General features: G+C 72.4%; 21 protein-coding genes and 1 pseudogene. 16 read left to right on the forward strand and 6 right to left on the reverse strand.

Annotated features, from left to right (window positions below; translation table 11 throughout):
• The first annotated feature begins 102 nt into the window (after window positions 1-102).
• The 13 genes and pseudogenes from AB0N90_RS33215 (at window position 103) to AB0N90_RS33275 (ending at window position 11,690) form a co-directional block, all read left to right on the forward strand.
• Complete coding sequence (locus tag AB0N90_RS33215; RefSeq protein ID WP_365202782.1) at window positions 103-1,434, forward strand: hypothetical protein; 1,332 nt, start codon at window positions 103-105, stop codon at window positions 1,432-1,434.
• A gap of 81 nt (window positions 1,435-1,515) precedes the next feature.
• Window positions 1,516-2,088 (forward strand): GNAT family N-acetyltransferase, encoded by a 573-nt coding sequence (locus AB0N90_RS33220; RefSeq protein ID WP_365202784.1) that lies wholly within the window; start codon window positions 1,516-1,518, stop codon window positions 2,086-2,088.
• A 126-nt stretch (window positions 2,089-2,214) separates the two neighbouring features.
• Window positions 2,215-2,298, forward strand: a complete 84-nt coding sequence (locus AB0N90_RS33225) for a putative leader peptide (protein WP_310739661.1) — start codon at window positions 2,215-2,217, stop codon at window positions 2,296-2,298.
• Window positions 2,299-2,445: 147 nt separating this feature from the next.
• A complete protein-coding gene (locus AB0N90_RS33230; protein WP_365202786.1) occupies window positions 2,446-4,143 on the forward strand; it encodes a nitrite/sulfite reductase in 1,698 nt (565 codons plus the stop codon).
• Window positions 4,140-4,322: a hypothetical protein gene (locus AB0N90_RS33235; RefSeq protein ID WP_351866480.1), complete on the forward strand. Its 183-nt coding sequence runs from the start codon at window positions 4,140-4,142 to the stop codon at window positions 4,320-4,322. Before AB0N90_RS33230 ends, AB0N90_RS33235 begins: the two co-directional genes overlap by 4 nt.
• Window positions 4,319-5,029, forward strand: coding sequence for a phosphoadenylyl-sulfate reductase (locus AB0N90_RS33240; protein ID WP_365202788.1), 711 nt, complete (start codon window positions 4,319-4,321; stop codon window positions 5,027-5,029). The genes AB0N90_RS33235 and AB0N90_RS33240 overlap by 4 nt, the downstream gene beginning before the upstream one ends.
• Window positions 5,030-5,112: 83 nt before the next feature.
• Window positions 5,113-5,658, forward strand: a pseudogene (gene cysC, locus AB0N90_RS33245) (adenylyl-sulfate kinase); the annotation flags it as partial.
• Window positions 5,655-6,590 carry a sulfate adenylyltransferase subunit CysD gene (gene cysD / locus AB0N90_RS33250; RefSeq protein ID WP_365202790.1) on the forward strand — a complete coding sequence of 312 codons (936 nt, stop codon included), beginning with the start codon at window positions 5,655-5,657 and terminating at the stop codon, window positions 6,588-6,590. The pseudogene cysC and the gene cysD, both read left to right, overlap by 4 nt.
• A 2-nt stretch (window positions 6,591-6,592) precedes the next feature.
• Window positions 6,593-7,927 carry a GTP-binding protein gene (locus AB0N90_RS33255; RefSeq protein WP_365202792.1) on the forward strand — a complete coding sequence of 445 codons (1,335 nt, stop codon included), beginning with the start codon at window positions 6,593-6,595 and terminating at the stop codon, window positions 7,925-7,927.
• A 218-nt stretch (window positions 7,928-8,145) separates the two neighbouring features.
• Window positions 8,146-9,255 carry an aliphatic sulfonate ABC transporter substrate-binding protein gene (locus AB0N90_RS33260; RefSeq protein ID WP_365202794.1) on the forward strand — a complete coding sequence of 370 codons (1,110 nt, stop codon included), beginning with the start codon at window positions 8,146-8,148 and terminating at the stop codon, window positions 9,253-9,255.
• A 35-nt stretch (window positions 9,256-9,290) separates the two neighbouring features.
• A complete protein-coding gene (locus AB0N90_RS33265; RefSeq protein WP_361679256.1) occupies window positions 9,291-10,070 on the forward strand; it encodes an ABC transporter ATP-binding protein in 780 nt (259 codons plus the stop codon).
• The gene (locus AB0N90_RS33270) at window positions 10,057-10,947 is read left to right on the forward strand and encodes an ABC transporter permease (protein ID WP_365202796.1); all 891 of its coding nucleotides are present in this window, start codon (window positions 10,057-10,059) and stop codon (window positions 10,945-10,947) included. The genes AB0N90_RS33265 and AB0N90_RS33270 overlap by 14 nt, the downstream gene beginning before the upstream one ends.
• A 5-nt stretch (window positions 10,948-10,952) precedes the next feature.
• Complete coding sequence (locus tag AB0N90_RS33275) at window positions 10,953-11,690, forward strand: sirohydrochlorin chelatase (protein WP_365202798.1); 738 nt, start codon at window positions 10,953-10,955, stop codon at window positions 11,688-11,690.
• Window positions 11,691-11,727: 37 nt separating this feature from the next.
• Here AB0N90_RS33275 and AB0N90_RS33280 read toward each other — a convergent pair whose 3' ends face one another.
• From AB0N90_RS33280 to AB0N90_RS33290, 3 genes are all read right to left on the reverse strand, one after another.
• Entirely contained in the window at window positions 11,728-12,051 is a 324-nt protein-coding gene (locus AB0N90_RS33280) for a hypothetical protein (RefSeq protein WP_046419263.1), read from the reverse strand.
• A gap of 438 nt (window positions 12,052-12,489) precedes the next feature.
• A complete protein-coding gene (locus tag AB0N90_RS33285; protein ID WP_365202800.1) occupies window positions 12,490-13,506 on the reverse strand; it encodes a 2-dehydropantoate 2-reductase N-terminal domain-containing protein in 1,017 nt (338 codons plus the stop codon).
• A 41-nt stretch (window positions 13,507-13,547) separates the two neighbouring features.
• Window positions 13,548-14,099: a DUF1697 domain-containing protein gene (locus AB0N90_RS33290; RefSeq protein ID WP_365202802.1), complete on the reverse strand. Its 552-nt coding sequence runs from the start codon at window positions 14,097-14,099 to the stop codon at window positions 13,548-13,550.
• A 301-nt stretch (window positions 14,100-14,400) separates the two neighbouring features.
• Between AB0N90_RS33290 and AB0N90_RS33295 the strand changes: the two genes are divergently transcribed.
• On the forward strand, window positions 14,401-15,264 hold the full coding sequence (locus AB0N90_RS33295) for an aminoglycoside phosphotransferase family protein (RefSeq protein WP_365202804.1): 864 nt from the start codon (window positions 14,401-14,403) through the stop codon (window positions 15,262-15,264).
• A gap of 56 nt (window positions 15,265-15,320) precedes the next feature.
• On the opposite strand, the gene AB0N90_RS33300 is transcribed toward AB0N90_RS33295, so the two are convergent.
• Together AB0N90_RS33300 and AB0N90_RS33305 are read right to left on the reverse strand one after the other, a co-directional pair.
• Entirely contained in the window at window positions 15,321-16,043 is a 723-nt protein-coding gene (locus tag AB0N90_RS33300) for a 3'-5' exonuclease (RefSeq protein WP_361679274.1), read from the reverse strand.
• 110 nt (window positions 16,044-16,153) lie between these two features.
• The gene (locus tag AB0N90_RS33305) at window positions 16,154-17,392 is read right to left on the reverse strand and encodes an SAV2148 family HEPN domain-containing protein (RefSeq protein ID WP_361679277.1); all 1,239 of its coding nucleotides are present in this window, start codon (window positions 17,390-17,392) and stop codon (window positions 16,154-16,156) included.
• 280 nt (window positions 17,393-17,672) lie between these two features.
• Between AB0N90_RS33305 and glgX the strand changes: the two genes are divergently transcribed.
• Together glgX and treY are read left to right on the forward strand one after the other, a co-directional pair.
• Window positions 17,673-19,781, forward strand: coding sequence for a glycogen debranching protein GlgX (gene glgX / locus AB0N90_RS33310; RefSeq protein WP_365202806.1), 2,109 nt, complete (start codon window positions 17,673-17,675; stop codon window positions 19,779-19,781).
• A gap of 125 nt (window positions 19,782-19,906) precedes the next feature.
• Complete coding sequence (treY, locus tag AB0N90_RS33315) at window positions 19,907-22,249, forward strand: malto-oligosyltrehalose synthase (protein ID WP_365202841.1); 2,343 nt, start codon at window positions 19,907-19,909, stop codon at window positions 22,247-22,249.
• Here the strand turns inward: treY and AB0N90_RS33320 are convergent.
• On the reverse strand, window positions 22,236-23,165 hold the full coding sequence (locus AB0N90_RS33320; protein WP_365202808.1) for a LysR family transcriptional regulator: 930 nt from the start codon (window positions 23,163-23,165) through the stop codon (window positions 22,236-22,238). The two genes, treY and AB0N90_RS33320, sit on opposite strands and share 14 nt — an antisense overlap.
• Between the last annotated feature and the right edge of the window lie 20 nt (window positions 23,166-23,185).

A 23,185-nucleotide genomic window follows, 5' to 3' on the forward strand; every position in this document is an offset into this window, starting at 1 on the left:
CGCCGTCAACGCAACGACCGGGGGGCGCAGTTGACCCGCCTCGGCCGGGGGGCCGGGGCGACGGCGCGCGCCGGAGCGAAAGGGCCCTGAAGAGGGGACGACATGAAGCAACGCGGCAGACATCGTCGGCGCAGGCGGGGCACGGCCCTGCGTGCCGTGCTGACCGGGACCGCGCTGGCCCTGACCGCGGCCGCCACCCTGATCAGCACCTCCCAGGCACAGGTCACCGAGCGCCCCGGCGCGCTCAAGCCGCTCACCTCCCCCGCGGACACCGGCCTGCTGCGGCTGCGCGAGCGGCTGGTGCCCGCCCGCACCCTGGACACCCTGGCCGCCTCGATGGGCCGGCCGGTCGGCGTGGACACCGTGCTCCGGGGCGCGGACCGCACCCTGCGCGAGGGATCCGGCTGCGACGACGCCGACCGCGCCTCCCTGCCCGTTTCACCCTCCCCCGCGCGCGCCTACTGCTGGGACCCGGCCGACACCGGTGCCACGGACTGGCGGCCGGCCTCGGTGACCACGTCCGGGGACGCCGACGACGGGGTGCGGGGCACCCACCAGATCCTGCTCAGCGGCTGGACCCACAGCACCCGCACCGGCCCGAGCGCCGAGCGCGGTCTCGCCCGGGTCGCCGTCGTCAACGCCGACGATCCGGACCGTCCCACCTACCGCTGGGTGCTGCTGGTGGTGCCGGTGGACGGCGGCCGGGACTACCGGGGACTGGCCTCCCGGGTCTCCTCCATGGTCTGGTACCAGGACAAGCTGCTGGTCACCGCCCGCCGGGGCGGCTCCGCCGTGCTCTATGTGTACGACCTCGACCGGATCCAGCGCACCACGGTCGACGGGCCCGCGATCGGCCGGGTGCCCGGCGGCTGGTCCGCCGACGGGTACGGCTATGTGATGCCCGCGATCGGCAGCTACAGCTACACCGCGGGCCGCTGCTCGGCCACCGGGGCGCCCTGCCCGAGCGCGCTCGCCCTGGACTCGGGTACGGCACCGGCCAGCCTGGTCGCCGCGGAGTGGACCTCCCCCGGCGGCGAACGGCCCGCCCGGCTGTGGCGGTACGCGTTCAGCACCGACCCGCGCCGCGCGGGACTGCTCGCCACGAATGCCGAGGGCCAGGTGGACGCGATGGAGGAGTACCGGACCAAGGTGACCGGGATCCGGGGCGTGCTGTCGTACCGGGAGACCGGCGCCCCGCGCACGTCCTGGTATGTGGGACGGCTGCCCGGTTCGCAAGACGGGCACGGCGGGCTGTGGCGCCAGGACACCCGGGGCGCGAGGGCGGCGGAGTGCGGCGCGGACGCCACGCACCGCTGCTGGGCCGAGTCCGCGGGCTCCCTGTCGTACGGGCGTCAGACCGGCGAGGTGTGGTCGCTGTCCGACCGGATGCTGTTCGCGGTGCCGCTCGCGGAACTGGACCGGTCGCTGGGCTGACCCCCGCGCTCGCCACAGGACCGGCCTCGCGCACAAGGGGTCGATCGACAGACACCGGGACGGGATGATTCCCTGGCCCGCATGAGCAGCGTCCCTGTCACCACCTGGTATCTGGAGCAGACGTCCCCGGCCGATCTGCTGCCCGCCGCCGCGCCCGAGGGCGATGTGCGGATCGTACGGGCCGAGGTGCCCTCCCCCGAGTTCAACCGGTTCCTCTACACGGCCGTCGGCGGGGACCTCCGCTGGACCGACCGGCTCGACTGGTCGTACGCGCGCTGGCAGGAGCTGCTGGAGGAGCCCGGCGTCGAGACCTGGGTGGCGTACGACCGCGGTACGCCGGCCGGGTTCATCGAGCTGGAGGCGCAGGACGACGGCGACGTGGAGATCCTCTACTTCGGGCTGCTCCCCGCCTTCCGCGGCCGCGGCATCGGCGGGCATCTGCTGGCCCGCGGCACCGCCCGCGCCTGGGACCTCGCCGAGCGCCGGCCGGGGCTCGCGCCGACGAAGCGGGTATGGGTGCACACCTGCGACAAGGACGGCGAGTTCGCCATGGCCAACTACCAGCGGCGCGGCTTCAAGCTGTACGACACCCGGGTCGAGCTGGAGCCGGACGTGCCGAACCCGGGCCCCTGGCCGCGCGCATACCCTGCCTGACCTGCCCCGACAAGCCTTCCCGCACCGCATGTGAGCCAACACACCCTTGTCCGCGATACGAGACAAGGGTGTCCACATGACGGAAGAAGCTGGACTCTGTCCAGATCGCCGTGACACGCTGCCGTCATGCCTGGAACTGGAATTGCCTTGGTGAGTCGGCGGCACGTCGACCTCGGCCGCATGTCCAGCGCCATCTGTCCGGCGAGCTGACCCCTCCAGCACCGCCGCCCCCGCTCCCCGCTCGACCGCTGCCCGCGCCCGGCCCCCAACTCCCGCCGTGCGCTCACTTTCGCGCAGGTCAGAGCCTTTCAGCGCCGCTTCTCCCTGTCCGCAGCCTGTCCGAAGGACGTAGCAATCATGGCCGCCTCCCCACAGCACCCCGCCGCCTCCGCGCCCCGCCGCAAGGTGAGCCGTCACCGCGGTGAGGGCCAGTGGGCCCAGGGCCACTTCACGCCGCTCAACGGCAACGAGCAGTTCAAGAAGGACGATGATGGTCTCAACGTACGGACACGTATTGAGACGATCTACTCGAAGCGCGGCTTCGACTCCATCGATCCGAACGATCTGCGCGGCCGGATGCGCTGGTGGGGTCTGTACACCCAGCGCAAGCCCGGGATCGACGGCGGCAAGACCGCGATCCTGGAGCCGGAGGAGCTGGACGACGAGTACTTCATGCTGCGGGTGCGGATCGACGGCGGCCGGCTGACCACCGGGCAGCTGCGGGTGATCGGCGAGATCTCCCAGGAGTTCGCGCGCGGCACCGCCGACATCACCGACCGGCAGAACATCCAGCTGCACTGGATCCGGATCGAGGACGTGCCGGAGATCTGGCGGCGGCTCGAAGAGGTCGGCCTGTCCACCACCGAGGCGTGCGGTGACACCCCCCGGGTGATCCTCGGTTCCCCGGTCGCGGGCATCGCCGAGGACGAGATCATCGACGGCACCCCCGCCATCGAGGAGATCCACCGCCGGGTCATCGGCAATCCGGCGTACTCGAACCTGCCGCGCAAGTTCAAGTCCGCGATCTCCGGCTCGCCGCTGCTCGACGTGGCGCACGAGATCAACGACATCGCGTTCGTCGGCGTCGAACACCCCGAGCACGGGCCCGGTTTCGACCTCTGGGTCGGCGGCGGACTGTCCACCAACCCGAAGATCGGGGTCCGGCTCGGCGCCTGGGTGCCGCTGGCGGAGGTCGCCGACGTCCATGAGGGCGTCATCTCGATCTTCCGCGACTACGGCTACCGGCGGCTGCGCAACCGGGCCCGGCTGAAGTTCCTGGTCGCCGACTGGGGCGCGGAGAAGTTCCGGCAGGTGCTGGAGGACGAGTACCTGGGGCGCAAGCTGACCGACGGCCCGGCGCCCGCGCAGCCCGTGCGGCGCTGGCGCGACCATGTCGGGGTGCACCGGCAGCAGGACGGCCGTTTCTACGTCGGGTTCGCGCCGCGCGTCGGCCGGGTCGACGGCACCACGCTCGCCAAGATCGCCGAGGTCGCCGAGGCGCACGGCTCGGGCCGGGTGCGGACCACCGTCGAGCAGAAGATGATCGTGCTGGACGTCGAGCAGGACCAGGTCGAGTCGCTGTCCTCGGCCCTGGAGTCGCTCGGCCTCACCGTCTCCCCCTCTTCCTTCCGGCGCGGCACCATGGCCTGCACCGGCATCGAGTTCTGCAAGCTCGCCATCGTGGAGACCAAGGCGCGCGGCAGCGCCCTGATCGACGAACTGGAGCGCCGGCTCCCGGAGTTCGACGAGCCGCTGACCATCAACCTCAACGGCTGCCCGAACGCCTGCGCCCGGATCCAGGTGGCCGACATCGGGCTCAAGGGCCAGCTGGTCCTGGACGACGACGGCAACCAGGTCGAGGGCTACCAGGTGCACCTGGGCGGCGCGCTCGGCCTGGAGGCGGGCTTCGGCCGCAAGGTGCGCGGTCTGAAGGTCACCTCGGACGAACTGCCCGACTACATCGAGCGGGTGCTGCGGCGCTATCTGGCCGAGCGCGCGGACGGCGAGCGGTTCGCCGTCTGGGCGGCCCGCGCCGACGAGGAGGCCCTTTCGTGAGCGAGCGTGCGGCCCCCTTCTACTGCCCCTACTGCGGCGACGAGGACCTGCGGCCCAGCGAGCAGGGCCACGGCGCCTGGGAATGCGGGGCGTGCAACCGGGCGTTCCAGCTGAAGTTCCTCGGACTGCTCGCGCAGGGATTGCGGCGAGCCGACGACCAAGAGGGCGAGCGGACATGACGACCGATCAGAAACCGCGCACCGACGACGAGTTGCGGGACCTCGCCGAGCGTGCGGGGCGGGAGCTGGAGGACGCCGCCGCACCGGACATCCTGCGCTGGGCGGTGGACACCTTCGGCGCCGGGTTCTGCGTCACCTCCTCGATGGAGGACGCCGTGGTCGCCCATCTCGCCTCCCGGGTGCGCCCGGGGGTGGACGTGGTCTTCCTGGACACCGGCTACCACTTCCCGGAGACCATCGGCACCCGGGACGCGGTGGCGGCGGTGCTGGACGTCAACGTCCTCACCCTCACCCCGCGGCAGACGGTGGCCGAGCAGGACGCCGAGTACGGCCCGCGGCTGCACGACCGCGACCCGGACCTGTGCTGCGCCCTGCGCAAGGTGCGTCCGCTCCAGGAGGGCCTGGAGAACTACCGGGCGTGGGCGACCGGTCTGCGCCGCGACGAGTCCCCGACCCGGGCGAACACCCCGGTGGTCGGCTGGGACGAGAAGCGGCGCAAGGTCAAGGTCTCCCCCATCGCCCGCTGGACCCAGGACGATGTGGACGCCTATGTCGCCGAACACGGCGTCCTCACCAACCCGTTGCTGATGGACGGCTACGCCTCCATCGGCTGCGCCCCCTGCACCCGCCGGGTGCTGGAGGGCGAGGACGCGCGCGCCGGACGCTGGGCGGGGCGGGCCAAGACCGAGTGCGGGCTGCACGGATGACGACCCCTCAGACGCAGACGCAGACACAGACACGGCTACAGCCGCAGCCACATGCACAGACACAGACACCGCCTCAGACTCAGGAGAACGACGTGACCACCGGAGCCACCGTCTGGCTCACGGGTCTGCCGAGCGCCGGCAAGACCACCATCGCCCATGAACTGGCGGGCCGGCTGCGCGCCGGGGGCCGCCGGGTCGAGGTGCTCGACGGCGACGAGATCCGCGAGTTCATCTCCGCGGGCCTCGGCTTCTCCCGCGCGGACCGGCACACCAATGTGCAGCGCATCGGCTTCGTCGCCGAACTGCTGTCCCGCAACGGTGTGCTGACCCTCGTACCGGTGATCGCGCCGTACGCGGACAGCCGGGACGCCGTGCGCGAGCGGCACGAGGAGAACGCCACCCCGTACCTGGAGGTGCATGTGGCGACCCCGGTCGAGGTGTGCAGCGTCCGTGATGTGAAGGGGCTGTACGCCAAGCAGGCCGCGGGCGAGCTGACCGGGCTGACCGGTGTGGACGACCCGTACGAGGAGCCCGCCGCGCCCGAGCTGCGCATCGAGTCGCAGCACCAGAGTGTGCAGGAGTCCGCGGCCGCCGTGTCCGCCCTGCTCAGCGAGAGGGGACTGATATGACCACGCTCGCCGAGGTGGAGGGCGGTACGGACAGCCCGTACGCGCTGTCGCACCTGGACGCGCTGGAGTCCGAGGCCGTGCACATCTTCCGTGAGGTGGCGGGGGAGTTCGAGAACCCGGTGATCCTGTTCTCCGGGGGCAAGGACTCGATCGTGATGCTGCACCTCGCGCTGAAGGCGTTCGCGCCGGCGGCGGTGCCGTTCTCGCTGCTGCACGTGGACACCGGGCACAACTTCCCCGAGGTGCTGGAGTACCGGGACCGCGCGGTCGAGCGGCACGGGCTGCGCCTGCATGTGGCCTCGGTGCAGGACTACATCGACCGGGGGGTCCTCAAGGAGCGCCCCGACGGCACCCGCAACCCGCTGCAGACGCTGCCGCTGACCGAGAGGATCCGGTCGGAGAAGTTCGACGCGGTCTTCGGCGGCGGGCGCCGGGACGAGGAGAAGGCCCGCGCGAAGGAGCGGGTGTTCTCGCTGCGTGACGAGTTCTCCCAGTGGGACCCGCGCCGTCAGCGCCCCGAGCTGTGGAACCTGTACAACGGCCGGCACGCGCCCGGTGAGCACGTCCGGGTGTTCCCGCTGTCGAACTGGACCGAGCTGGACGTGTGGCAGTACATCGCCCGCGAGGGCATCGTGCTGCCGCGGATCTACTTCGCCCACGAGCGCGAGGTGTTCGCGCGGTCCGGTATGTGGCTGACGGCCGGCGAGTGGGGCGGCCCGCGCGAGGACGAGCCGGTCGAAAGGCGCCTGGTGCGCTACCGCACCGTCGGCGACATGTCCTGCACCGGCGCCGTCGACTCCGATGCGAGGACCCTGGACGCCGTCATCGCGGAGATCGCCGCCTCCCGGCTCACCGAGCGGGGCGCGACCCGCGCCGACGACAAGCTGTCCGAGGCCGCGATGGAAGACCGCAAGCGCGAGGGGTACTTCTAACCATGAGCACTGTCACGACCGAGGCCCTGGCGGCCACCACGCTGCTCAGGTTCGCCACCGCCGGCTCCGTCGACGACGGCAAGTCCACCCTGGTCGGCCGGCTGCTGCACGACTCCAAGTCGGTGCTCACCGACCAACTGGAGGCCGTGGCACGGGCATCGGCGAACCGCGGCCAGGACGGCCCCGATCTCGCCCTGCTCACCGACGGGCTGCGCGCCGAGCGGGAACAGGGCATCACGATCGATGTGGCGTACCGCTACTTCGCCACGCCCCGGCGGCGGTTCATCCTCGCCGACACCCCCGGCCATGTGCAGTACACCCGCAACATGGTGACCGGCGCCTCCACCGCCGAGCTGACGGTGATCCTGGTCGACGCCCGCAACGGGGTGGTCGAGCAGACCCGCCGGCACGCGGCGATCGCCGCCCTGCTGCGCGTCCCGCATGTGGTGCTTGCCGTCAACAAGATGGACCTGGTCGGCTACCGGGAGCCCGTCTTCGCGGCGATCGCCGAGGAATTCAACGCCTACGCCACCGAGTTGGGCGTCCCCGAGGTCACCGCGATCCCGATCTCCGCGCTCGCCGGGGACAATGTGGTGGAGCCGTCCGCGCACATGGACTGGTACGGCGGCCCCACCGTCCTTGAGCACCTGGAGACCGTCCCGGTCAGCCATGACCTGGCGCACTGCCACGCCCGGCTGCCCGTGCAGTACGTGATCCGGCCGGGGACCGCCGAGCACCCCGACTACCGGGGTTATGCGGGCCAGATCGCGGCGGGCAGCTTCCGGGTCGGCGAACAGGTCACGGTGCTGCCGTCCGGGCGGACCACCACGATCTCCGGCATCGACCTGCTGGGCGAGCCGGTCGACGTCGCCTGGACCACCCAGTCCGTGACCCTGCTGCTGGCCGACGAGATCGACGTCTCGCGCGGCGATCTGATCGTGCCGGCCAAGGACGCGCCGCCGACCACACAGGACGTGGAGGCGACGGTGTGCCATGTCGCCGACGCCGCGCTGACCGTCGGCCACCGGGTGCTGCTCAAGCACGGCACCCGCACCGTGAAGGCGATCGTCAAGGACATCCCGTCCCGGCTCACCCTGGACGATCTGTCCCTGCACCCGCACCCCGGGCAGCTCGCCGCCAACGACATCGGCCGGGTGAAGATCCGTACCGCCGAACCGCTGCCCGTCGACGCCTACGCCGACTCCCGCCGCACCGGCTCCTTCATCCTGATCGACCCCGCCGACGGCACCACCCTCACCGCGGGCATGGTCGGCGAGTCCTTCGCCGCGCCGGAGCCCGTCAAGGACGCGGCCGACGACGACGGCTGGGACTTCTGAGCATGAACTCCTCTGATTTCTACTCCACGTTCGCGAAGGAGGGCGGCCGCGTCGGCAGCGGTGCCCTCGGCAGCGGACAGGGCGGGGTCGGGCGATGTGTGTGCTGACGTACGCGCACCGCTCGCGCGCCCTCACCCCCCACAGACGAAGACCTGCCGACCTCCCGGCCACGACCTGAGAGACCGTGACCCGCCGGGCCTCCGAGAGGAACCCCTCCCGTGCCTGCCATCAACTCCCGCCTCCTGCGCCGCTCGATAGCCGCGCTCGCCGCTCTGCCGCTGCTCACGCTCGCCGCCTGCGGCTACGGCTCCGACGCCAAGAGCGACGACACCGCCAAGGTCGCCGCCGGAGCCAAGAAGATCGACGGTCTCGACTCCGTCAAGATCGGCTACTTCCCGAACCTGACGCACGGCACCGCGCTGGTGGGCCGGGAGCAGGGCCTGTTCCAGAAGGAACTGGGCGCCACCAAGGCGGACTACGCCACCTTCAACGCCGGGCCCTCCGAGATCGAGGCGCTGAACTCCGGCTCCATCGACATCGGCTGGATCGGCCCGTCCCCGGCGATCAACGGCTACACCAAGTCCGACGGCAAGTCCCTGAAGATCATCGGCGGTTCGGCGTCCGGCGGGGTGAAGCTGGTCGTCAACCCGAAGAAGATCACCTCCCTGAAGGACGTCAAGGGCAAGAAGATCGCCACCCCGCAGCTGGGCAACACCCAGGACGTGGCGTTCCTCAACTGGGCCGCGGAGCAGGGCTGGAAGGTCGACCCACAGAGCGGCAAGGGCGATGTCACGGTCGTCCGCAGCGACAACAAGGTCACCCCGGACGCCTTCAAGTCCGGCTCCATCGACGGCGCCTGGGTGCCGGAGCCGACCGCGTCCAAGCTGGTCTCCGAGGGCGGCAAGGTGCTCCTGGACGAGTCCTCGCTGTGGCCGGGCGACAAGTTCGTGATCACCAACATCATCGTGCGCCAGGCGTTCCTCAAGGAGCACCCGAAGGCGGTCGAGGCGGTCCTGAAGGCGTCCGTCGAGGCCAACAAGTGGATCAACGCCAACCCGGAGCAGGCGAAGCAGGCCGCGAACAAGCAGCTCGCGGCCGACTCCGGCAAGGCACTGCCGGCCGAGGTGCTCGACCCGGCGTGGAAGTCCGTCCAGTTCACCGACGACCCGCTGGCCGCCACCCTCGACACCGAGGCGGCGCACGCGGTCAAGGCCGGTCTGCTCAAGAAGCCGGACCTCAAGGGAATCTACGACCTGACGATCCTCAACCGGGTGCTCAAGGCCGAGGGCAAGAGCCCCGTCGACGCCGCCGGCCTCGGCACCAGCTGACGCCCGCCCCGAAGACGTCCCAGGAGGTGACGACCATGGCCACGACCCTCGCCAAGGCCGCGCGGTCGGTGGAGTACGCCGCACGCCTTGAGCATGTCTCGAAGTCCTTCGCCACCCCGGGCGGGTCCCAGCTCGTCCTGGACGACATCAGCCTCGATGTCGCGCCCGGCGAGTTCGTCACCCTCCTGGGCGCCTCGGGCTGCGGCAAGTCCACCCTGCTCAATCTGGTGGCGGGCCTGGACGAGCCCACCACCGGCGCCATCCGCACCGACGGCCGCCCCGCGCTGATGTTCCAGGAACACGCCCTGTTCCCCTGGCTGACCGCTGGCAAGAACATCGAACTCGCCCTCAGACTGAGGGGAGTTCCCCGCCCCGAGCGGCGCGGCAAGGCCGAGGAACTCCTCGAACTCGTCCGTCTCCAGGGCGCGTACGGCAAGCGGGTGCACGAACTGTCGGGCGGTATGCGCCAGCGGGTCGCGATGGCCCGCGCGCTCGCCCAGGAGAGCCAACTGCTGCTGATGGACGAGCCGTTCGCGGCCCTGGACGCCATCACCCGGGATGTGCTGCACGACGAGCTGACCCGGATCTGGTCGGAGACCGGCCTGTCCGTGCTGTTCGTCACCCACAATGTGCGCGAGGCCGTGCGCCTGGCCCAGCGGGTCGTACTGCTGTCCTCCCGTCCCGGCCGGGTGGCCCGCGAGTGGGAGGTCGGCATCCCGCAGCCGCGCCGTATCGAGGACGCGCCCGTGGCGGAACTGTCCCTGGAGATCACCGAAGTACTGCGTGGGGAGATCCGCCGCCATGGCCAGCACTGACACGACGACCACCGACGCCCCGGCCGCGGGCAGCGTGGAGGCGGGCCTCGACGCGCTGGAGACCACCCAGTCGAGCCGGGCACCCTTCCGCAGGACCCTGATCGACAAGATCCTGCCGCCGCTGGCCGCGATCGCCGTCGTCCTCCTGGTGTGGCAGGGCCTGATCACCCTGAAGATCGTGGACGACCCGACCAAGCTGCCCACGCCGGGCGCGGTCTGGGGTGCCTTCCGCGACGACTGGCTCCAGGGCAAGCTGCTCGGCTACATCTGGACGTCCGTCTCGCGCGGTCTGCTCGGTTTCTGCCTCGCCCTGGTGATCGGCACCCCGCTGGGGCTGCTGGTGGCCCGGGTGAAGTTCGTGCGCGCCGCGATCGGGCCGATCCTGTCCGGCCTCCAGTCGCTGCCCTCGGTCGCCTGGGTGCCCCCGGCCGTGATCTGGCTGGGCCTGGACAATTCCATGATGTACACGGTGATCCTGCTCGGCGCGGTGCCGTCCATCGCCAACGGGCTGGTGTCCGGCGTGGACCAGGTGCCCCCGCTGTTCCTGCGCGCGGGCCGTACGCTGGGCGCCACCGGCGCCAAGGGCACCTGGCACATCACCCTGCCGGCCGCGCTGCCCGGCTATGTGGCGGGCATGAAGCAGGGCTGGGCCTTCTCCTGGCGCTCCCTGATGGCCGCCGAGATCATCGCGAACTTCCCCGACCTGGGCACCGGCCTCGGCCAGCTCCTGGAGAACGCCCGTACGGCCAGCGACATGGCCATGGTGTTCGAGGCCATCCTGCTGATCCTGTTCGTCGGCATCGCCATCGATCTGCTGATCTTCAGCCCGCTGGAGCGGTGGGTGCTGCGCAGCCGCGGCCTGCTGGTGAAAGGCTGACCCGGATGCAAGCGCCCGTGCTCCTCGTCATCGCCCACGGCAGCCGCGACGCGCGGCACGCCGCCACCGTGCACGCCCTGGTGGAGCGGGTGCGCGCGCAGCGCCCCGGGCTGCGCGTGGAGACCGGCTTCCTGGACTTCAACGTGCCTTCCGTGCAAGGCGTGTTGGAGTCCCTGGCGGCGGAGGGCGTCCGGGACGTGGTGGCGCTGCCGCTGCTGCTCACCCGGGCCTTCCACGCGAAGGCCGACATCCCGGCGGTGCTGCGGGCGGCCCCGGCGCGGCTGCGGATCCGGCAGGCGGAAGTGCTCGGCCCGTCGCCGCTGCTGCTCACGGCGCTGGAGCGACGGCTGTACGAGGCCGGGCTCAGCCCCGCCGACAAGTCCTCGACCGGAGTCGTCCTGGCCTCGGCGGGGTCCAGTGACCCGGAGGCGATCGCGGTGATCGCCGATATCGCGCGGGAGTGGTGGGGCACCGGCTGGTGCGCCGTGCGGCCCGCGTTCGCCTCCGCTCGCCTGCCGCGCACCGAGGACGCCGTACGGGAGCTGCGCGCGCTCGGCTGCGCGCGGGTCGCCGTCGCCCCGTACGTCCTGGCCCCCGGCTTCCTGCCGGACCGTATCGCGCACGGCGCGGCCGGGGCGGACGTCCTCGCCGAGGTGCTGGGGCCCGCGCCCGAGGTGGCGCGGCTGCTGCTGCGCCGGTACGACGCCGCATGCCGCCCGGCGCTCCAGGCACTCGGCGCCTGAGGGGCCTGAGGGGTCGCCGCCCGGGCGCGGCCCGGTGTCACAGCCCGAGGGCCTGCACCAGCTGCCGGGTGTAGGCGAGGCTGGCGGTGCCGGCGGACGCCCCGATGCAGATGTCGTCCAGGGCGGAGCGGATGCGGCCGCGGTTGGGCGGCAGTCCGTCGTCGGCGGACTCCGCGAACGCCGCCTCGATGATCTGGCCCTGCCGGACGAGCCCGGGGCACTCCCTGCGCAGCGCCTCGGTGAGCCGGGCGGAGACCGCGATCAGCGCCTCCAGCGGTGGCGTGCCGTGGGTCAGGTCGAGGCCGACGAACTCACCGTACTGTCCAGGTCCGTTGAGGTGTCCGTAGTCGTAGGTGCTCATGTCCTGTCCTCGCTCGTGGATCAGAGGTAGGCCGAAAATCGCCACTCCGCGGGTGGCCGGGTGTCCGCTGACGGCCCCGGACGCGGTAGCGGAACGGCGTGCACACGCTCCGGTGGGGGGATGGGCGGTGTCGTTCCGGCCGTCCGGCGTGCCTCACCCTAGGGACAACGGGACGGACTTGTCGCGTTGTTCGCAGACCCGTCCCCTTACGGGTGAGGGCCGTGGTAAAAGCCGCCGCGGTCCGGCGTTCCCCTGTGACGTCGGACCGCGGCGGCACTCCGTTCTGCGCCTTGGGTGATCCGGATGTCACAGGGGACGGTCAAGTCGACGGCTTGCAGGGGCGGTTATCGGCCACTCCGGCGAGGTTGTGTTCGAACTCCGGTTACCAGGAAGCGGAATTCGCCGTTCATGACCGTTCGCCGCCGCCTCGGGGGAGGTTCAGGCCGATGCCCCCCGCGCCTCGTCGGCCAGCCGGAGCAGGTCGGCGAGCGGCAGCGAGCCGGCCGCCCGGCGCTCGCGGGCGAAGCTGCCGGCGAGGCGCTGGAGGAGTTCGTTCAGCGGGGTGGGCACGCCGTGCAGCCGGCCGAGGAGGGCGATCTCGCCGTTGAGGTAGTCCGCCTCGATGCTGCCGGTGCCGCGCGCCAGGGACTGCCAGGAGGAGCCGCCGCCGCGCGGCGCGCCCGCCAGCGGAACCAGGGCCACCTTCTCGCCACGCACCGCGCGCTGCTCCTCGATGCTCGCGTGGTCGATCCCGGCGGCGGCCAGTACGGTCTCCCCCTCGGCCCGTACCCTCGCGTACAGCCCCTCGGCGGCCGCGCCCTCGATGGGACCGCTCAGGGCCTCCTGCGCGTTGGCGAGGTTGCCGAGCAGCTTGGCGTACTGCCAGCGGGCCACGTCCGGCACGACCGGCGCCTCGAAGCGCGCGTCCGCGAGGTCGGCGGCGATCCGCCGGGCGGTGTCGTCGGTGCCGCCCTCGGCGCGGCCCAGATGAAGGATGCCGGTGAGCGGGGCGCCGGGGGCGGAGACGACGCCGGGCTCCACGAAGGTGGACGGCAGCCAGACGCAGACGCCGTACACCCGGCGGAAGCGGCGCAGCGCGATCCGGGGGCTCTCCACGCCGTTCTGGAGGCAGAGCAGCGGCAGCCGTTCGCCCGCGGCGCCGCCGCCCGCCACCGGGGCGGCCGCCCAGGCGTCCAGCGCGGCCGCGGTGTCCTGGGTCTTCACTGCGAGCAGCAGGACGTCGTCCGCGCGCAGCTCGCCGAGCGGCTCCGGGCCCTCGACGGCCGGCAGCCGGTACGTCAGCTCCCCCTCGGGGACGCGCAGTCGCAGCCCGTGCTCGGCGAGTGCCGTCAGATGTCCGCCGCGGGCGACGAGGACGACCTCGCGTCCGGCCTGGGCCAGCCGTCCGCCGACGGTGCCGCCGACCGCTCCCGCTCCGATCACGATGTAGCGCATGGACCCGATCCCATCACAGGACCCGGGCCCCGTGCCCGCGATCACGCCGGGGGCGCGGTCAGCTCGGCGAGTTTCAGTACGGTGTTCCAGTTCCGGCTGGTGGCGACGAGGTCCTTGGCGGCCCGCGGGCGGCCCAGCGCCTCGGCGAGCTTGGAGCGGCCGAGGCCGTCGGGGGCGTACAGATACAGGCAGCGGTCGCCGAGGCGGAACTCCTCGGGGAGGAGGGCGACTTGGTCGAGATGCGCGTAGCGCTCCGGGGTCACGGGCGCGGAGAAGTAGGTGACGTGCAGCTGCCGGGCTGCCAGTTCGGCGGCCGGGAAGGGGCAGGCGCGGACCACCTCGGCCAGATAGGCGTGGTCGCGCACCAGCACATCCACCGGGAAGCCGAAGCGGTCCTCGATCGCCCCGGCCAACTCCCCTGCCAGGGAATCCTCGTCGCCCCGGTCGGCGGTGAACACGGCCTGCCCGCTCTGCAGATGGGTGCGCACACCGGTGTGGCCGAGGGTGTCGAGCAGGGCGCGCAGGTCGGCCATCGGGAGCTTCCGGTTGCCGCCGACGTTGATCCCGCGCAACAGCGCCGCATAGGTCGTCACACGGTCAGCTTAGAGCGGCCGTCGTGCCCCGTGGGGGCGGGCACGACGGCCGGGGCCCGGCCCCGGTGGGGCGGGCTGCGCGAAACAATGCCGGTTCGGCGGGGGCCGGATCAACCTCTGAACACAGCTGTGACTTGTTCAACAAGCTTTCGTAATCACAAAGTGGATCTCTGACGGCGGAACGGACATCCCATGACGCCCGGCGGGGGCCGACCCGCCCGGGTGGGAGACTGACCGGGGGAAACGGCGGGTGCCGGTTCCCCCGGGAACGGCTCGGAGAAGACGGCACGGAGGCACCACGATGGACGAGGCACGGGCGCGGGACGTACTGGCCGCGGCGGGCGTGCCCGCGGCGGGGGCCGGGGAGGCGAGGCTGCTCGCGCTCGGCGAGAACGCGGTGTTCGCCGCCGGTGACCTGGTCGTCAAGGTGGGCCGCGACGCCGAGCTGCTGGCGCGGGCCCGGCGCGAGCTGGACATCGCCGGGTGGCTCGCCGAGGCGGGCGTCCCGGCGGTGCGGGCGGCCGAGCCGGAGCCGCGGCTCATCGAGGGGCATCCGGTGACGGTGTGGCACCGGCTGCCGGACGCCGTACGCCCCGCCGAGCCGCGCGATCTGGCCGAGCTGCTGCGCCTGGTGCACGCCCTGCCCGCGGCGCCGTTCGCGCTGCCGCCGCGTGAGCTGCTGGGCGGGGTGGAGCGCTGGCTGCGGCTCGCGGGCGAGGCGATCGACCCCGAGGACGCGGCCTATCTGCGGGCGCGCCGGGACGGCTTCGCGGCGGCCGCGGCCGCGCTGACGCCCCGTCTGACGCCGGGTCCCATCCACGGCGACGCGCTGCCCCGCAATGTCCACATCGGGCCGAAGGGGCCGGTCCTGGTGGACCTGGAGACTTTCTCCGCCGATCTGCGCGAGCACGATCTGGTGGTGATGGCCCTCTCCCGCGACCGGTACGGGCTGCCCGCCGAGTCCTACGACGCCTTCACCGAGACCTACGGCTGGGACGTGCGCGAGTGGGAGGGCTGCTCGGTGCTGCGCGGCGCCCGCGAGACGGCCAGCTGTGCCTGGGTCTCCCAGCACGCGCCCAGCAACCCCAAGGCCCTGGCCGAGTTCCGCCGCCGGGTGGCGTCACTGCGGGACGGGGACGAGTCGGTGCGCTGGTACCCCTTCTGATCACACCGGCCCGATCACACCGGCCTGATCACACCGGCCTGATCGCCCTGTCCTCGTCACACCGTCTCGGGCGTCAGCTCCCGCAGCGGCCACAGTCCGTCCACCACCGCCGTCGCCTCTCCCTTGCGGCGCAGGAAGGCCTGGAAGTCGGCCGCCCATTCGGCGTACCACTCGATCTGACGGCGATGCAGTTCGGCCGGGCCGAGGGCGGCGATCTTGGGGTGGCGGACGGCTATCGCGGCGGCGAGGCGGGCCGCGGCGAGGGCGTCGGCGGACGCGTTGTGCGCCGCGTCCAGGACGATGCCGTACTCGGCGCAGACCGCTTCCAGGTTCCGCTTGCCGCGGCGGTAGCGGTCCGCCCGGCGGTCGATGGTGTACGGGTCGATCACCGGCGCGGGCGCGGCTCCGCCGAGGCGGTCGGCGAGGGACGGCAGCCGGTGGCGGCGCAGCTCGGCGGAGAGCAGGGTGAGGTCGAACGCCGCGTTGTAGGCGACGACCGGGACGCCCGTCTTCCAGTACGACACCAGCGCCTCGGCGATGGCGTCGGCGACCCGGTCGGCGGGCTCGCCCTCGGCCGCCGCCCGTTCATTGCTGATCCCGTGCACGGCGACCGCGTCCGCCGGGATCTTGACGCCCGGATCGGCCAGCCACTCCCGGTGGCCCAGCGGCTCACCGGCCCTGACCTCGATCACCGCGCCGGTGACGATGCGTGCCTCGCGCGGATCCGTGCCGGTCGTCTCCAGGTCGAAGCCGACCAGCAGCTCCTGGTGCCAGCCCATGGGCGGTCCCCCTTCTCGATGGTGCGTTCCCCCAGTGGTCTCCACCCTCGCACGGGGCACTGACAATCAGAGGACCGCGTTCCGCTTTTCGGGGCAACCCAGGGGACAGATCAGGACACAGGGCGCGAATCCGCCCATGCCAGCTCGAATTCCTCTCGGTATGTCGGGAACAGCCCGGCTTCGCCCGCGTCGTCCGATGTGACCAGGCGGCTGCCGTTGCGCAGCACCAGGACCGGTGACTCCATCCCCCGCGCCCCGCGCAGATAGGACTGCACCACGGCGACGCCGTCGGCCCCGTCGCCGTCCACCAGATAGGCGGTGAAGCGCGGCGTCTCGTCGTACACCTGGATCTGGAAGGCGTCCGGGTCCCGCAGCCGGGAGCGCACCCGGCGCATGTGCAGGATGTTCATCTCCACCGAGCGGCTCAGTTCGCCCCGTTTCATCCCGAGTTCGCGCTCGCGGCGCTTGACCGAGCTGGAGGCGGGGTTGAGGAACAGCAGCCGGATGCGGCAGCCGGACTCGGCGAGCCGGACCAGGCGCCGCCCGGAGAAGTTCTGCACCAGCAGGTTGAGGCCGATGCCGATGGCGTCCAGGCGGCGGGCGCCGCCGAAGATGTCCTCGGCCGGGAACTGGCGCATCAGCCGCACCCGGTCGGAGTGCACGGCGACCACATCGGCGTACCGGTCGCCGACCAGGTCCTCGACGGCGTCGACGGGCAGCCGGCGCGCGGAGGGCACATCGCCGTCCGCGCCCAGCATCTCCAGGAGGCGGGCCGAGGCGCGCTCCGCCTGGCCGAGCACCGCCTGGGACAGGGCGCGGTTGCGGGAGACGACATTGCGGGTCACCTCCAGCTCGTCCAGGGCGAGTTCGAGGTCGCGGCGCTCGTCGAAGTACGGCTCGAAGCAGGGCCAGTGCTGCACCATCAGCTCGCGCAGCTGGGGCAACGTCAGGAAGCTGAGCACGTTGTCGTCGGCCGGGTCGAGCAAGTAGCCCTTGCGGCGGCTGACTTCGCGCACCGCGACCGCGCGCTGCACCCATTCCTGGCCGGCCGGTCCGGCGGCGGCGACCACCCACTCGTCGCCGTGCACGGGCTCGTACACCGGCCGCAGGACGGCGGCGACGACCGAACGCAGCCGCTGCTCCACGAGGTTCAGCCAGATGTAGGCCCGGCCGGCCCGCTGGGCGCGGGTGCGCACCTCGTGCCAGGCGTCGGCGCCCCAGTCCAGCTCCGGGCCGATGGAACCCGCGTCCATCGGCCGTGCCAGGGACACCGCGCCGGGCGGGACGTCCGTGGAGTCTCCCTCGTGACCCTCGCCACCAGGGGGCAGCTCCAGCCCTCCCGAGCCCACCCGTGCACCGCCTTCCGTCCCCGGGCCTTTCCCGTCTCAACGATCAAGGAAGGGTACTCCGGGAGCGCTGCGCGGTGCAGCCGGATGGACAGGTCGGTTCCGCTCCTGCTTTGCTCAACTGCTTGGCGTTTTTGGGCCGTTCCCCACCGCCCGCACACGGGAAGTGAGCGGTTTCATAGCCGGGGGTACCCGGCCGGGCCCGTTCCTGCTTTCGGGGAGACTTCGTGCCGTCGCGCGGACCGGCCCCCGGGCGGGCCGCCCACCTGGGAGAGTCATTGCCATGCAGGTCTGGCCTGGAGAGGCGTATCCGCTCGGCGCCACGTACGACGGCGCCGGCACCAACTTCGCGGTCTTCACGGAAGCCGCGGACCGAGTGGAGCTGTGTCTGCTGCACGACGACGGCTCGGAGACGGCGGTGGAACTGCGCGAGAGCGACGCGTTCGTGCGGCACGCGTACATGCCGGGGGTGATGCCGGGGCAGCGCTACGGATTCCGGGTGCACGGCCCCTACGACCCCGGGCGCGGACTGCGCTGCAACGCGGCGAAGCTGCTCCTCGACCCGTACGCGAAGGCGGTGGCGGGCGCGGTGCGCTGGGGCGAGGAGGTGTACGGCTACCACTTCGACGCGCCCGAGCGGCGCAACGACCTGGACTCGGCGCCGCACACCATGACCTCGGTGGTGATCAACCCGTACTTCGACTGGGGCGACGACCGGCCGCCGCGCACCGAGTACCACCACACGGTGATCTACGAGGCCCACGTCAAGGGCCTGACCATGCGTCACCCGGGTCTGCCCGAGGAGTTGCGCGGCACATACGCGGCGCTCGCCCATCCGGCCGTCATCGAACATCTGACCAAGCTCGGCGTGACCGCGCTGGAGCTGATGCCCGTACACCAGTTCGTCAACGACCACCGGCTGGCGGACCTGGGCCTGAGCAACTACTGGGGCTACAACACCATCGGGTTCTTCGCCCCGCACAACGCGTACGCCTCCTGGGGCGATCGCGGCCAGCAGGTGCTGGAGTTCAAGTCGGCGGTGCGGGCGCTGCACGAGGCCGGGATCGAGGTCATCCTGGACGTCGTCTACAACCACACCGCCGAGGGCAACCACCTGGGTCCGACGCTCTCCTTCAAGGGCATCGACAACCCGTCGTACTACCGGCTCGCGGACGATCCCCGCTACTACACGGACACCACCGGCACCGGCAACTCGCTGCTGATGCGGTCCCCGCACGTGCTCCAGATGATCATGGACTCGCTGCGCTACTGGGTCACCGAGATGCATGTCGACGGCTTCCGCTTCGACCTCGCGGCCACCCTGGCCCGGCAGTTCCACGAGGTGGACCGGCTGTCCTCGTTCTTCGACCTGGTGCAGCAGGACCCGGTGGTCTCCCAGGTGAAGCTGATCGCCGAGCCCTGGGACGTGGGCGAGGGCGGCTACCAGGTGGGCAACTTCCCGCCGCTGTGGACCGAGTGGAACGGCAAGTACCGCGACACCGTACGGGACCTGTGGCGGGGCGAGCCGCGCGCGCTCGCGGAGTTCGGCTCCCGGCTGACCGGTTCCTCCGACCTCTACCAGGACGACGGGCGCCGCCCGCTGGCCTCCATCAACTTCGTCACCTGCCACGACGGTTTCACGCTGCGCGACCTGGTGTCGTACGACGACAAGCACAACGAGGCCAACGAGGAGGGCAACCGGGACGGCGAGAGCCACAACCGGTCCTGGAACTGCGGCGCGGAGGGCGAGAGCGACGACCCCGGGGTGCTCGCGCTGCGCGCCCGCCAGACGCGCAACTTCCTCGCCACGCTGATGCTGTCCCAGGGCGTGCCGATGATCAGCCACGGCGACGAGTTCGGCCGTACCCAGCGCGGCAACAACAACGCCTACTGCCAGGACAACGAGATCTCCTGGCTGCGCTGGCCCGAGGACGGCGGGGAGCTGCTGGAGTTCGTGCGCACCATGGTGTGGCTGCGCCGCGACCACCCCGTGCTGCGCCGCCGCCGCTTCTTCCACGGCCGCCCGGTGGAGGGCAGCCACGGCCGGCTGTCCGACATCGCCTGGTTCACCCCACAGGGTTCGGAGATGACCCAGCGGGACTGGGACGCGGCCGGGACGTCCGCGCTGACGGTGTTCCTCAACGGCAACGCCATCTCCGAGCCGGGCCCGCGCGGCGAGCGGATCACCGACGACTCCTTCCTGCTGCTGTTCAACGCCTCCCCGCAGCCGCTGGACTTCCGGGTGCCGGTGAACCACGGCCGGCAGTGGCAGGTGGTGGTGGACACGGCCCGCGACGAAGGGATCCCGCCAGGTTCGGGGGCGAAGGCGGGGGCGGGCGACCGGCTGACCCTCAAGGACCGCAGCCTCATGGTCTTACGCCGTCCGGCGTAGGGCGCCGTAGGCCATGTGGGTGAGCGCGGATGAGCCGCCCCACCCTCCGGCCCGGTCCGGGTGACACGAAACGCGGCAGGGCGGGTACGTAGGTCTCCATGACCTCTGCGCGACCCGGACCGGGAATGCCCACGGCCACCTACCGGCTCCAGCTCCAGCCCGCCTTCCCGTTCCCGGCCGCCGCGGCGGCCGTCCCGTACCTCGCCTCGCTCGGCGTGTCCCATCTGCATCTGTCCCCCGTCCTGGAGGCCGTCCCGGGTTCCACGCACGGCTACGACGTGGTGGACCACACCCGGGTCCGCGCGGAACTCGGCGGCGAGGAGGGGCTGCGCGCGCTGTCCGGGACCGCCCGGGAGCACGGCCTCGGCCTGGTCCTGGACATCGTGCCGAACCACATGGCGATGGCGCCCGGACACAACCGCGCCCTGTGGGAGGTACTGCGCGAGGGACCGGAATCGGCCCACGCCCGCTGGTTCGACATCGACTGGGACGCGGGGGGCGGCCGGGTGCTGCTGCCCGTCCTCGGCGGCCCGCTCGGCGCCGAGCTGGACCATCTGCGGATCGACGGCGACACGCTGCGCCTGTACGACCAGGTCCTGCCGCTGCGCGCCGGCACCGAGGGGCTGCCGCTGCCCGAGCTGCTGGACGCCCAGTGGTACCGCCCGGTGTGGTGGCGGCTCGCCAGGACCGAGCTGAACTACCGGCGTTTCTTCAGCATCTCGGAGCTGATCGGGCTGCGGGTGGAGGACCCCGAGGTGTTCGACGCCACCCACGCCAAGATCCTCCAGCTGCTGGACGAGGGCGTGGCCGACGGGCTGCGCGTGGACCACCCCGACGGGCTCGCCGACCCCGACGCCTATCTCGCCCGGCTGCACGAGGCGAGCGGCGGCCGCTGGACGGTGATCGAGAAGATCCTCGCCGACGACGAACGGCTGCCGCCCTCCTGGCCGGTCGCGGGCACCACCGGCTACGACGCGCTGCGCCGGGTCGACGGCCTGTTCACGGACCCGGACGGCGCGGTCGAACTCCTCACCGAGTACCGGCGGTTCGCGGCCCCGCAGCAGGACCGTGGCGGCGTCTGGGACGCCACGGCCCGCCGGGCCGCCTACAAGGTGCTCACCCATGAGCTGGCCACCGAGACCGAGCGGCTCACCCGGGTCGCGGTGCGGCTGTGCGCGCACTCCCCCGACCTCGCGCTGCGCGACCGGGCCCCCTGGGCGCTGCGCACGGCCCTGGAGGAACTCCTGGTCCGGATGCGGGTCTACCGGCCCTACGCCTCCGGGGACGCGGCCGCCGTCATCACCGAGGAGGCGGCCGAGGAGGCCCGGCTCGCCTTCGTGGTGCCCGAGGAGGCGGCGGCGGTCGACCTCGTACGCCAACTGCTCGTCGAGGCGCCCGGGGACCCGGCCGCGCCGGACCACGCCGACCGGCTGGAGCTGCGCACCCGGTTCGCGCAGACGGCCTCCGCGCTGCGCGCCAAGTCGGTGGAGGACACGGCGTACTACCGCTATGTGCCGCTGCTGTCGGCGACCGAGGTGGGCGGCGACCCGGGCCGGCCGGGGATCTCGCCGCGCGAGTTCCACGTGTACTGCGCCCGCCTCCAGGAGGAGCGGCCGCTCACCGGTACGGCCGTCACCACGCACGACACCAAGCGCAGCGCCGATGTCCGCGCGGCCCTCGCCGTCCTCACCGAATGCCCGTCCCGCTGGGCCGAGTTGGTGACCGAGCTGACCCGGGCCGAGGAGGGCGCCCCGGACCGGCAGCTGGCCTGGGCGGCCTGGCAGACGGTGTTCGGGCTCGGCCCGGCCGACGAGGAGCGGGTAGGTCAGTACCTGCTGAAGCATGTGCGCGAGGCCGGCATGTACACCAGCTGGACCGAGCGGGAGACGCCGTACGAGGAGGCAGTGACCGCCTTCGCCGCGACCGGTCCCTGCGGGCCGCCCGGCGAGCGCGTGACCGCCTTCCGCAAGGCGCTGGAGCCGCACATCCGGGCCAACGTCCTCGGCACGGCCCTGGTGCACCTGACGATGCCGGGCGTCCCGGACGTGTACCAGGGCGCCGAGGGCGAGTTCCGGACGCTGGTGGACCCGGACAACCGCCGCCCGGCGGCCCTGCCGCCCGAGAACCCGGGCGAGAAGGCCGCGTTGACCCGCGCGGCACTGCGCCTGCGCGCCCGCAGGCCCGACGCCTTCGGGGCCGCGGCGTCCTACGATCCGCTGCCCGCCGAGGGCCCGGCGGCGCAGCACTGCACGGCCTTCACCCGCTCCGGGGAGGTGATCACGGCGGTGACCCGGCTCTCGCTGCGGCTCGCGGAGTCCGGCGGCTGGCGGGACACCGGCCTGCCGCTGCCGCCCGGCCACTGGGCCGATGTGCTCGATCCCGAACGGGAGTTCACCGGCCGGGTACGTCTCACGGATCTGTTCGGGCCACGACCGGTGGCGCTGCTTGAGCGGGTCACGCGGGCGTGAGGGGCAGCCGGTCGGGCCGCTCCGGAAGGCCGCTCACGGCGGGCCAACGGGCGCGCAGCAGATCCACGAAGGCCGCGGCGGCTCCGGTGGGTTCCGTGCGCGCGTAGACGGCCAGCGGGCGCCGCCAGGACGGGTCGGGGGTGAGGAGCACACAGTCCTCGCCCACGGCGCCGCGCACGATGTGGGCGGGCGCGGCGCACACCCCGACCCCGGCGGCGGCCATCCGCACCGCCGTCGAGGACTGCTCGGTCCACACGGCGGTGCGGGGCGTGAACCCGGCCCGCCCGCAGGCCCAGTCGAGGAAGCGGGCGCCGTGCACCACGGGCTCCATGGCGCAGCGGACCCAGGCCCGGTCGGCCAGTTCGGGCAGGGTCACCGTCGAACGGCCCGCGAGCCGGTCGTCGAACGGCACCACCAGGACGATCTCCTCCGCGCCGATCGGTACGACGGGGCCGGCCGGCTCGGCGGGCTCGGGACCGATGGCGAGGTCGGCGGTGCCGCGCCGCACGGCGTCCTCCAGGGCCTCGGCGGTGGCGTACTCGTGCAGCCGCAGCAGGACATGGGGATGCGCGGCGCGCCAGTGGGCGAAGACGTCGGGCAGGGCGCCGACGGCGATGGCGTGCAGGGCGGCGATGTGCAGTTCGCCGCCCTCGGCCCCGGCGGCGGCGCGGGCCGCGCGGCGGGCGCGGGCGGCGCTGCGCACGGCGAGTTCGGCGCCCGGCAGGAACGCGCGGCCCATCGGGGTGAGCCGGGCGCCCCGGGGCAGCCGCTCCAGCAGGGCCCCGCCGACCTCCTTCTCCAACGCCTTGATCTGGTGCGAGAGCGCGGACTGGGTGACATGCAGGGCGTCGGCCGCGCGGGTGAAGGACGCCTCCTGGACGACCGTCACGAAGTACTCCATCTGCCGCAGGCTCATCGCCCCGTCCTCCCATGAAC

Origin of the sequence: Streptomyces sp. NPDC093018 (assembly GCF_040684035.1) — a bacterium.
GTDB lineage: Bacteria > Actinomycetota > Actinomycetes > Streptomycetales > Streptomycetaceae > Streptomyces > Streptomyces murinus.

Coding starts and splice junctions, on each gene's coding strand:
- AB0N90_RS33215 (WP_365202782.1), top strand. CDS start 103: ATGAAGCAACGCGGCAGACATCGTCGGCGCAGGCGGGGCACGGCCCTG.
- AB0N90_RS33220 (WP_365202784.1), top strand. CDS start 1,516: ATGAGCAGCGTCCCTGTCACCACCTGGTATCTGGAGCAGACGTCCCCG.
- AB0N90_RS33225 (WP_310739661.1), top strand. CDS start 2,215: ATGCCTGGAACTGGAATTGCCTTGGTGAGTCGGCGGCACGTCGACCTC.
- AB0N90_RS33230 (WP_365202786.1), top strand. CDS start 2,446: ATGGCCGCCTCCCCACAGCACCCCGCCGCCTCCGCGCCCCGCCGCAAG.
- AB0N90_RS33240 (WP_365202788.1), top strand. CDS start 4,319: ATGACGACCGATCAGAAACCGCGCACCGACGACGAGTTGCGGGACCTC.
- cysD (WP_365202790.1), top strand. CDS start 5,655: ATGACCACGCTCGCCGAGGTGGAGGGCGGTACGGACAGCCCGTACGCG.
- AB0N90_RS33255 (WP_365202792.1), top strand. CDS start 6,593: ATGAGCACTGTCACGACCGAGGCCCTGGCGGCCACCACGCTGCTCAGG.
- AB0N90_RS33265 (WP_361679256.1), top strand. CDS start 9,291: ATGGCCACGACCCTCGCCAAGGCCGCGCGGTCGGTGGAGTACGCCGCA.
- AB0N90_RS33270 (WP_365202796.1), top strand. CDS start 10,057: ATGGCCAGCACTGACACGACGACCACCGACGCCCCGGCCGCGGGCAGC.
- AB0N90_RS33275 (WP_365202798.1), top strand. CDS start 10,953: ATGCAAGCGCCCGTGCTCCTCGTCATCGCCCACGGCAGCCGCGACGCG.
- AB0N90_RS33280 (WP_046419263.1), bottom strand. CDS start 12,051: ATGAGCACCTACGACTACGGACACCTCAACGGACCTGGACAGTACGGT.
- AB0N90_RS33285 (WP_365202800.1), bottom strand. CDS start 13,506: ATGCGCTACATCGTGATCGGAGCGGGAGCGGTCGGCGGCACCGTCGGC.
- AB0N90_RS33295 (WP_365202804.1), top strand. CDS start 14,401: ATGGACGAGGCACGGGCGCGGGACGTACTGGCCGCGGCGGGCGTGCCC.
- AB0N90_RS33300 (WP_361679274.1), bottom strand. CDS start 16,043: ATGGGCTGGCACCAGGAGCTGCTGGTCGGCTTCGACCTGGAGACGACC.
- glgX (WP_365202806.1), top strand. CDS start 17,673: ATGCAGGTCTGGCCTGGAGAGGCGTATCCGCTCGGCGCCACGTACGAC.
- treY (WP_365202841.1), top strand. CDS start 19,907: ATGCCCACGGCCACCTACCGGCTCCAGCTCCAGCCCGCCTTCCCGTTC.
- AB0N90_RS33320 (WP_365202808.1), bottom strand. CDS start 23,165: ATGAGCCTGCGGCAGATGGAGTACTTCGTGACGGTCGTCCAGGAGGCG.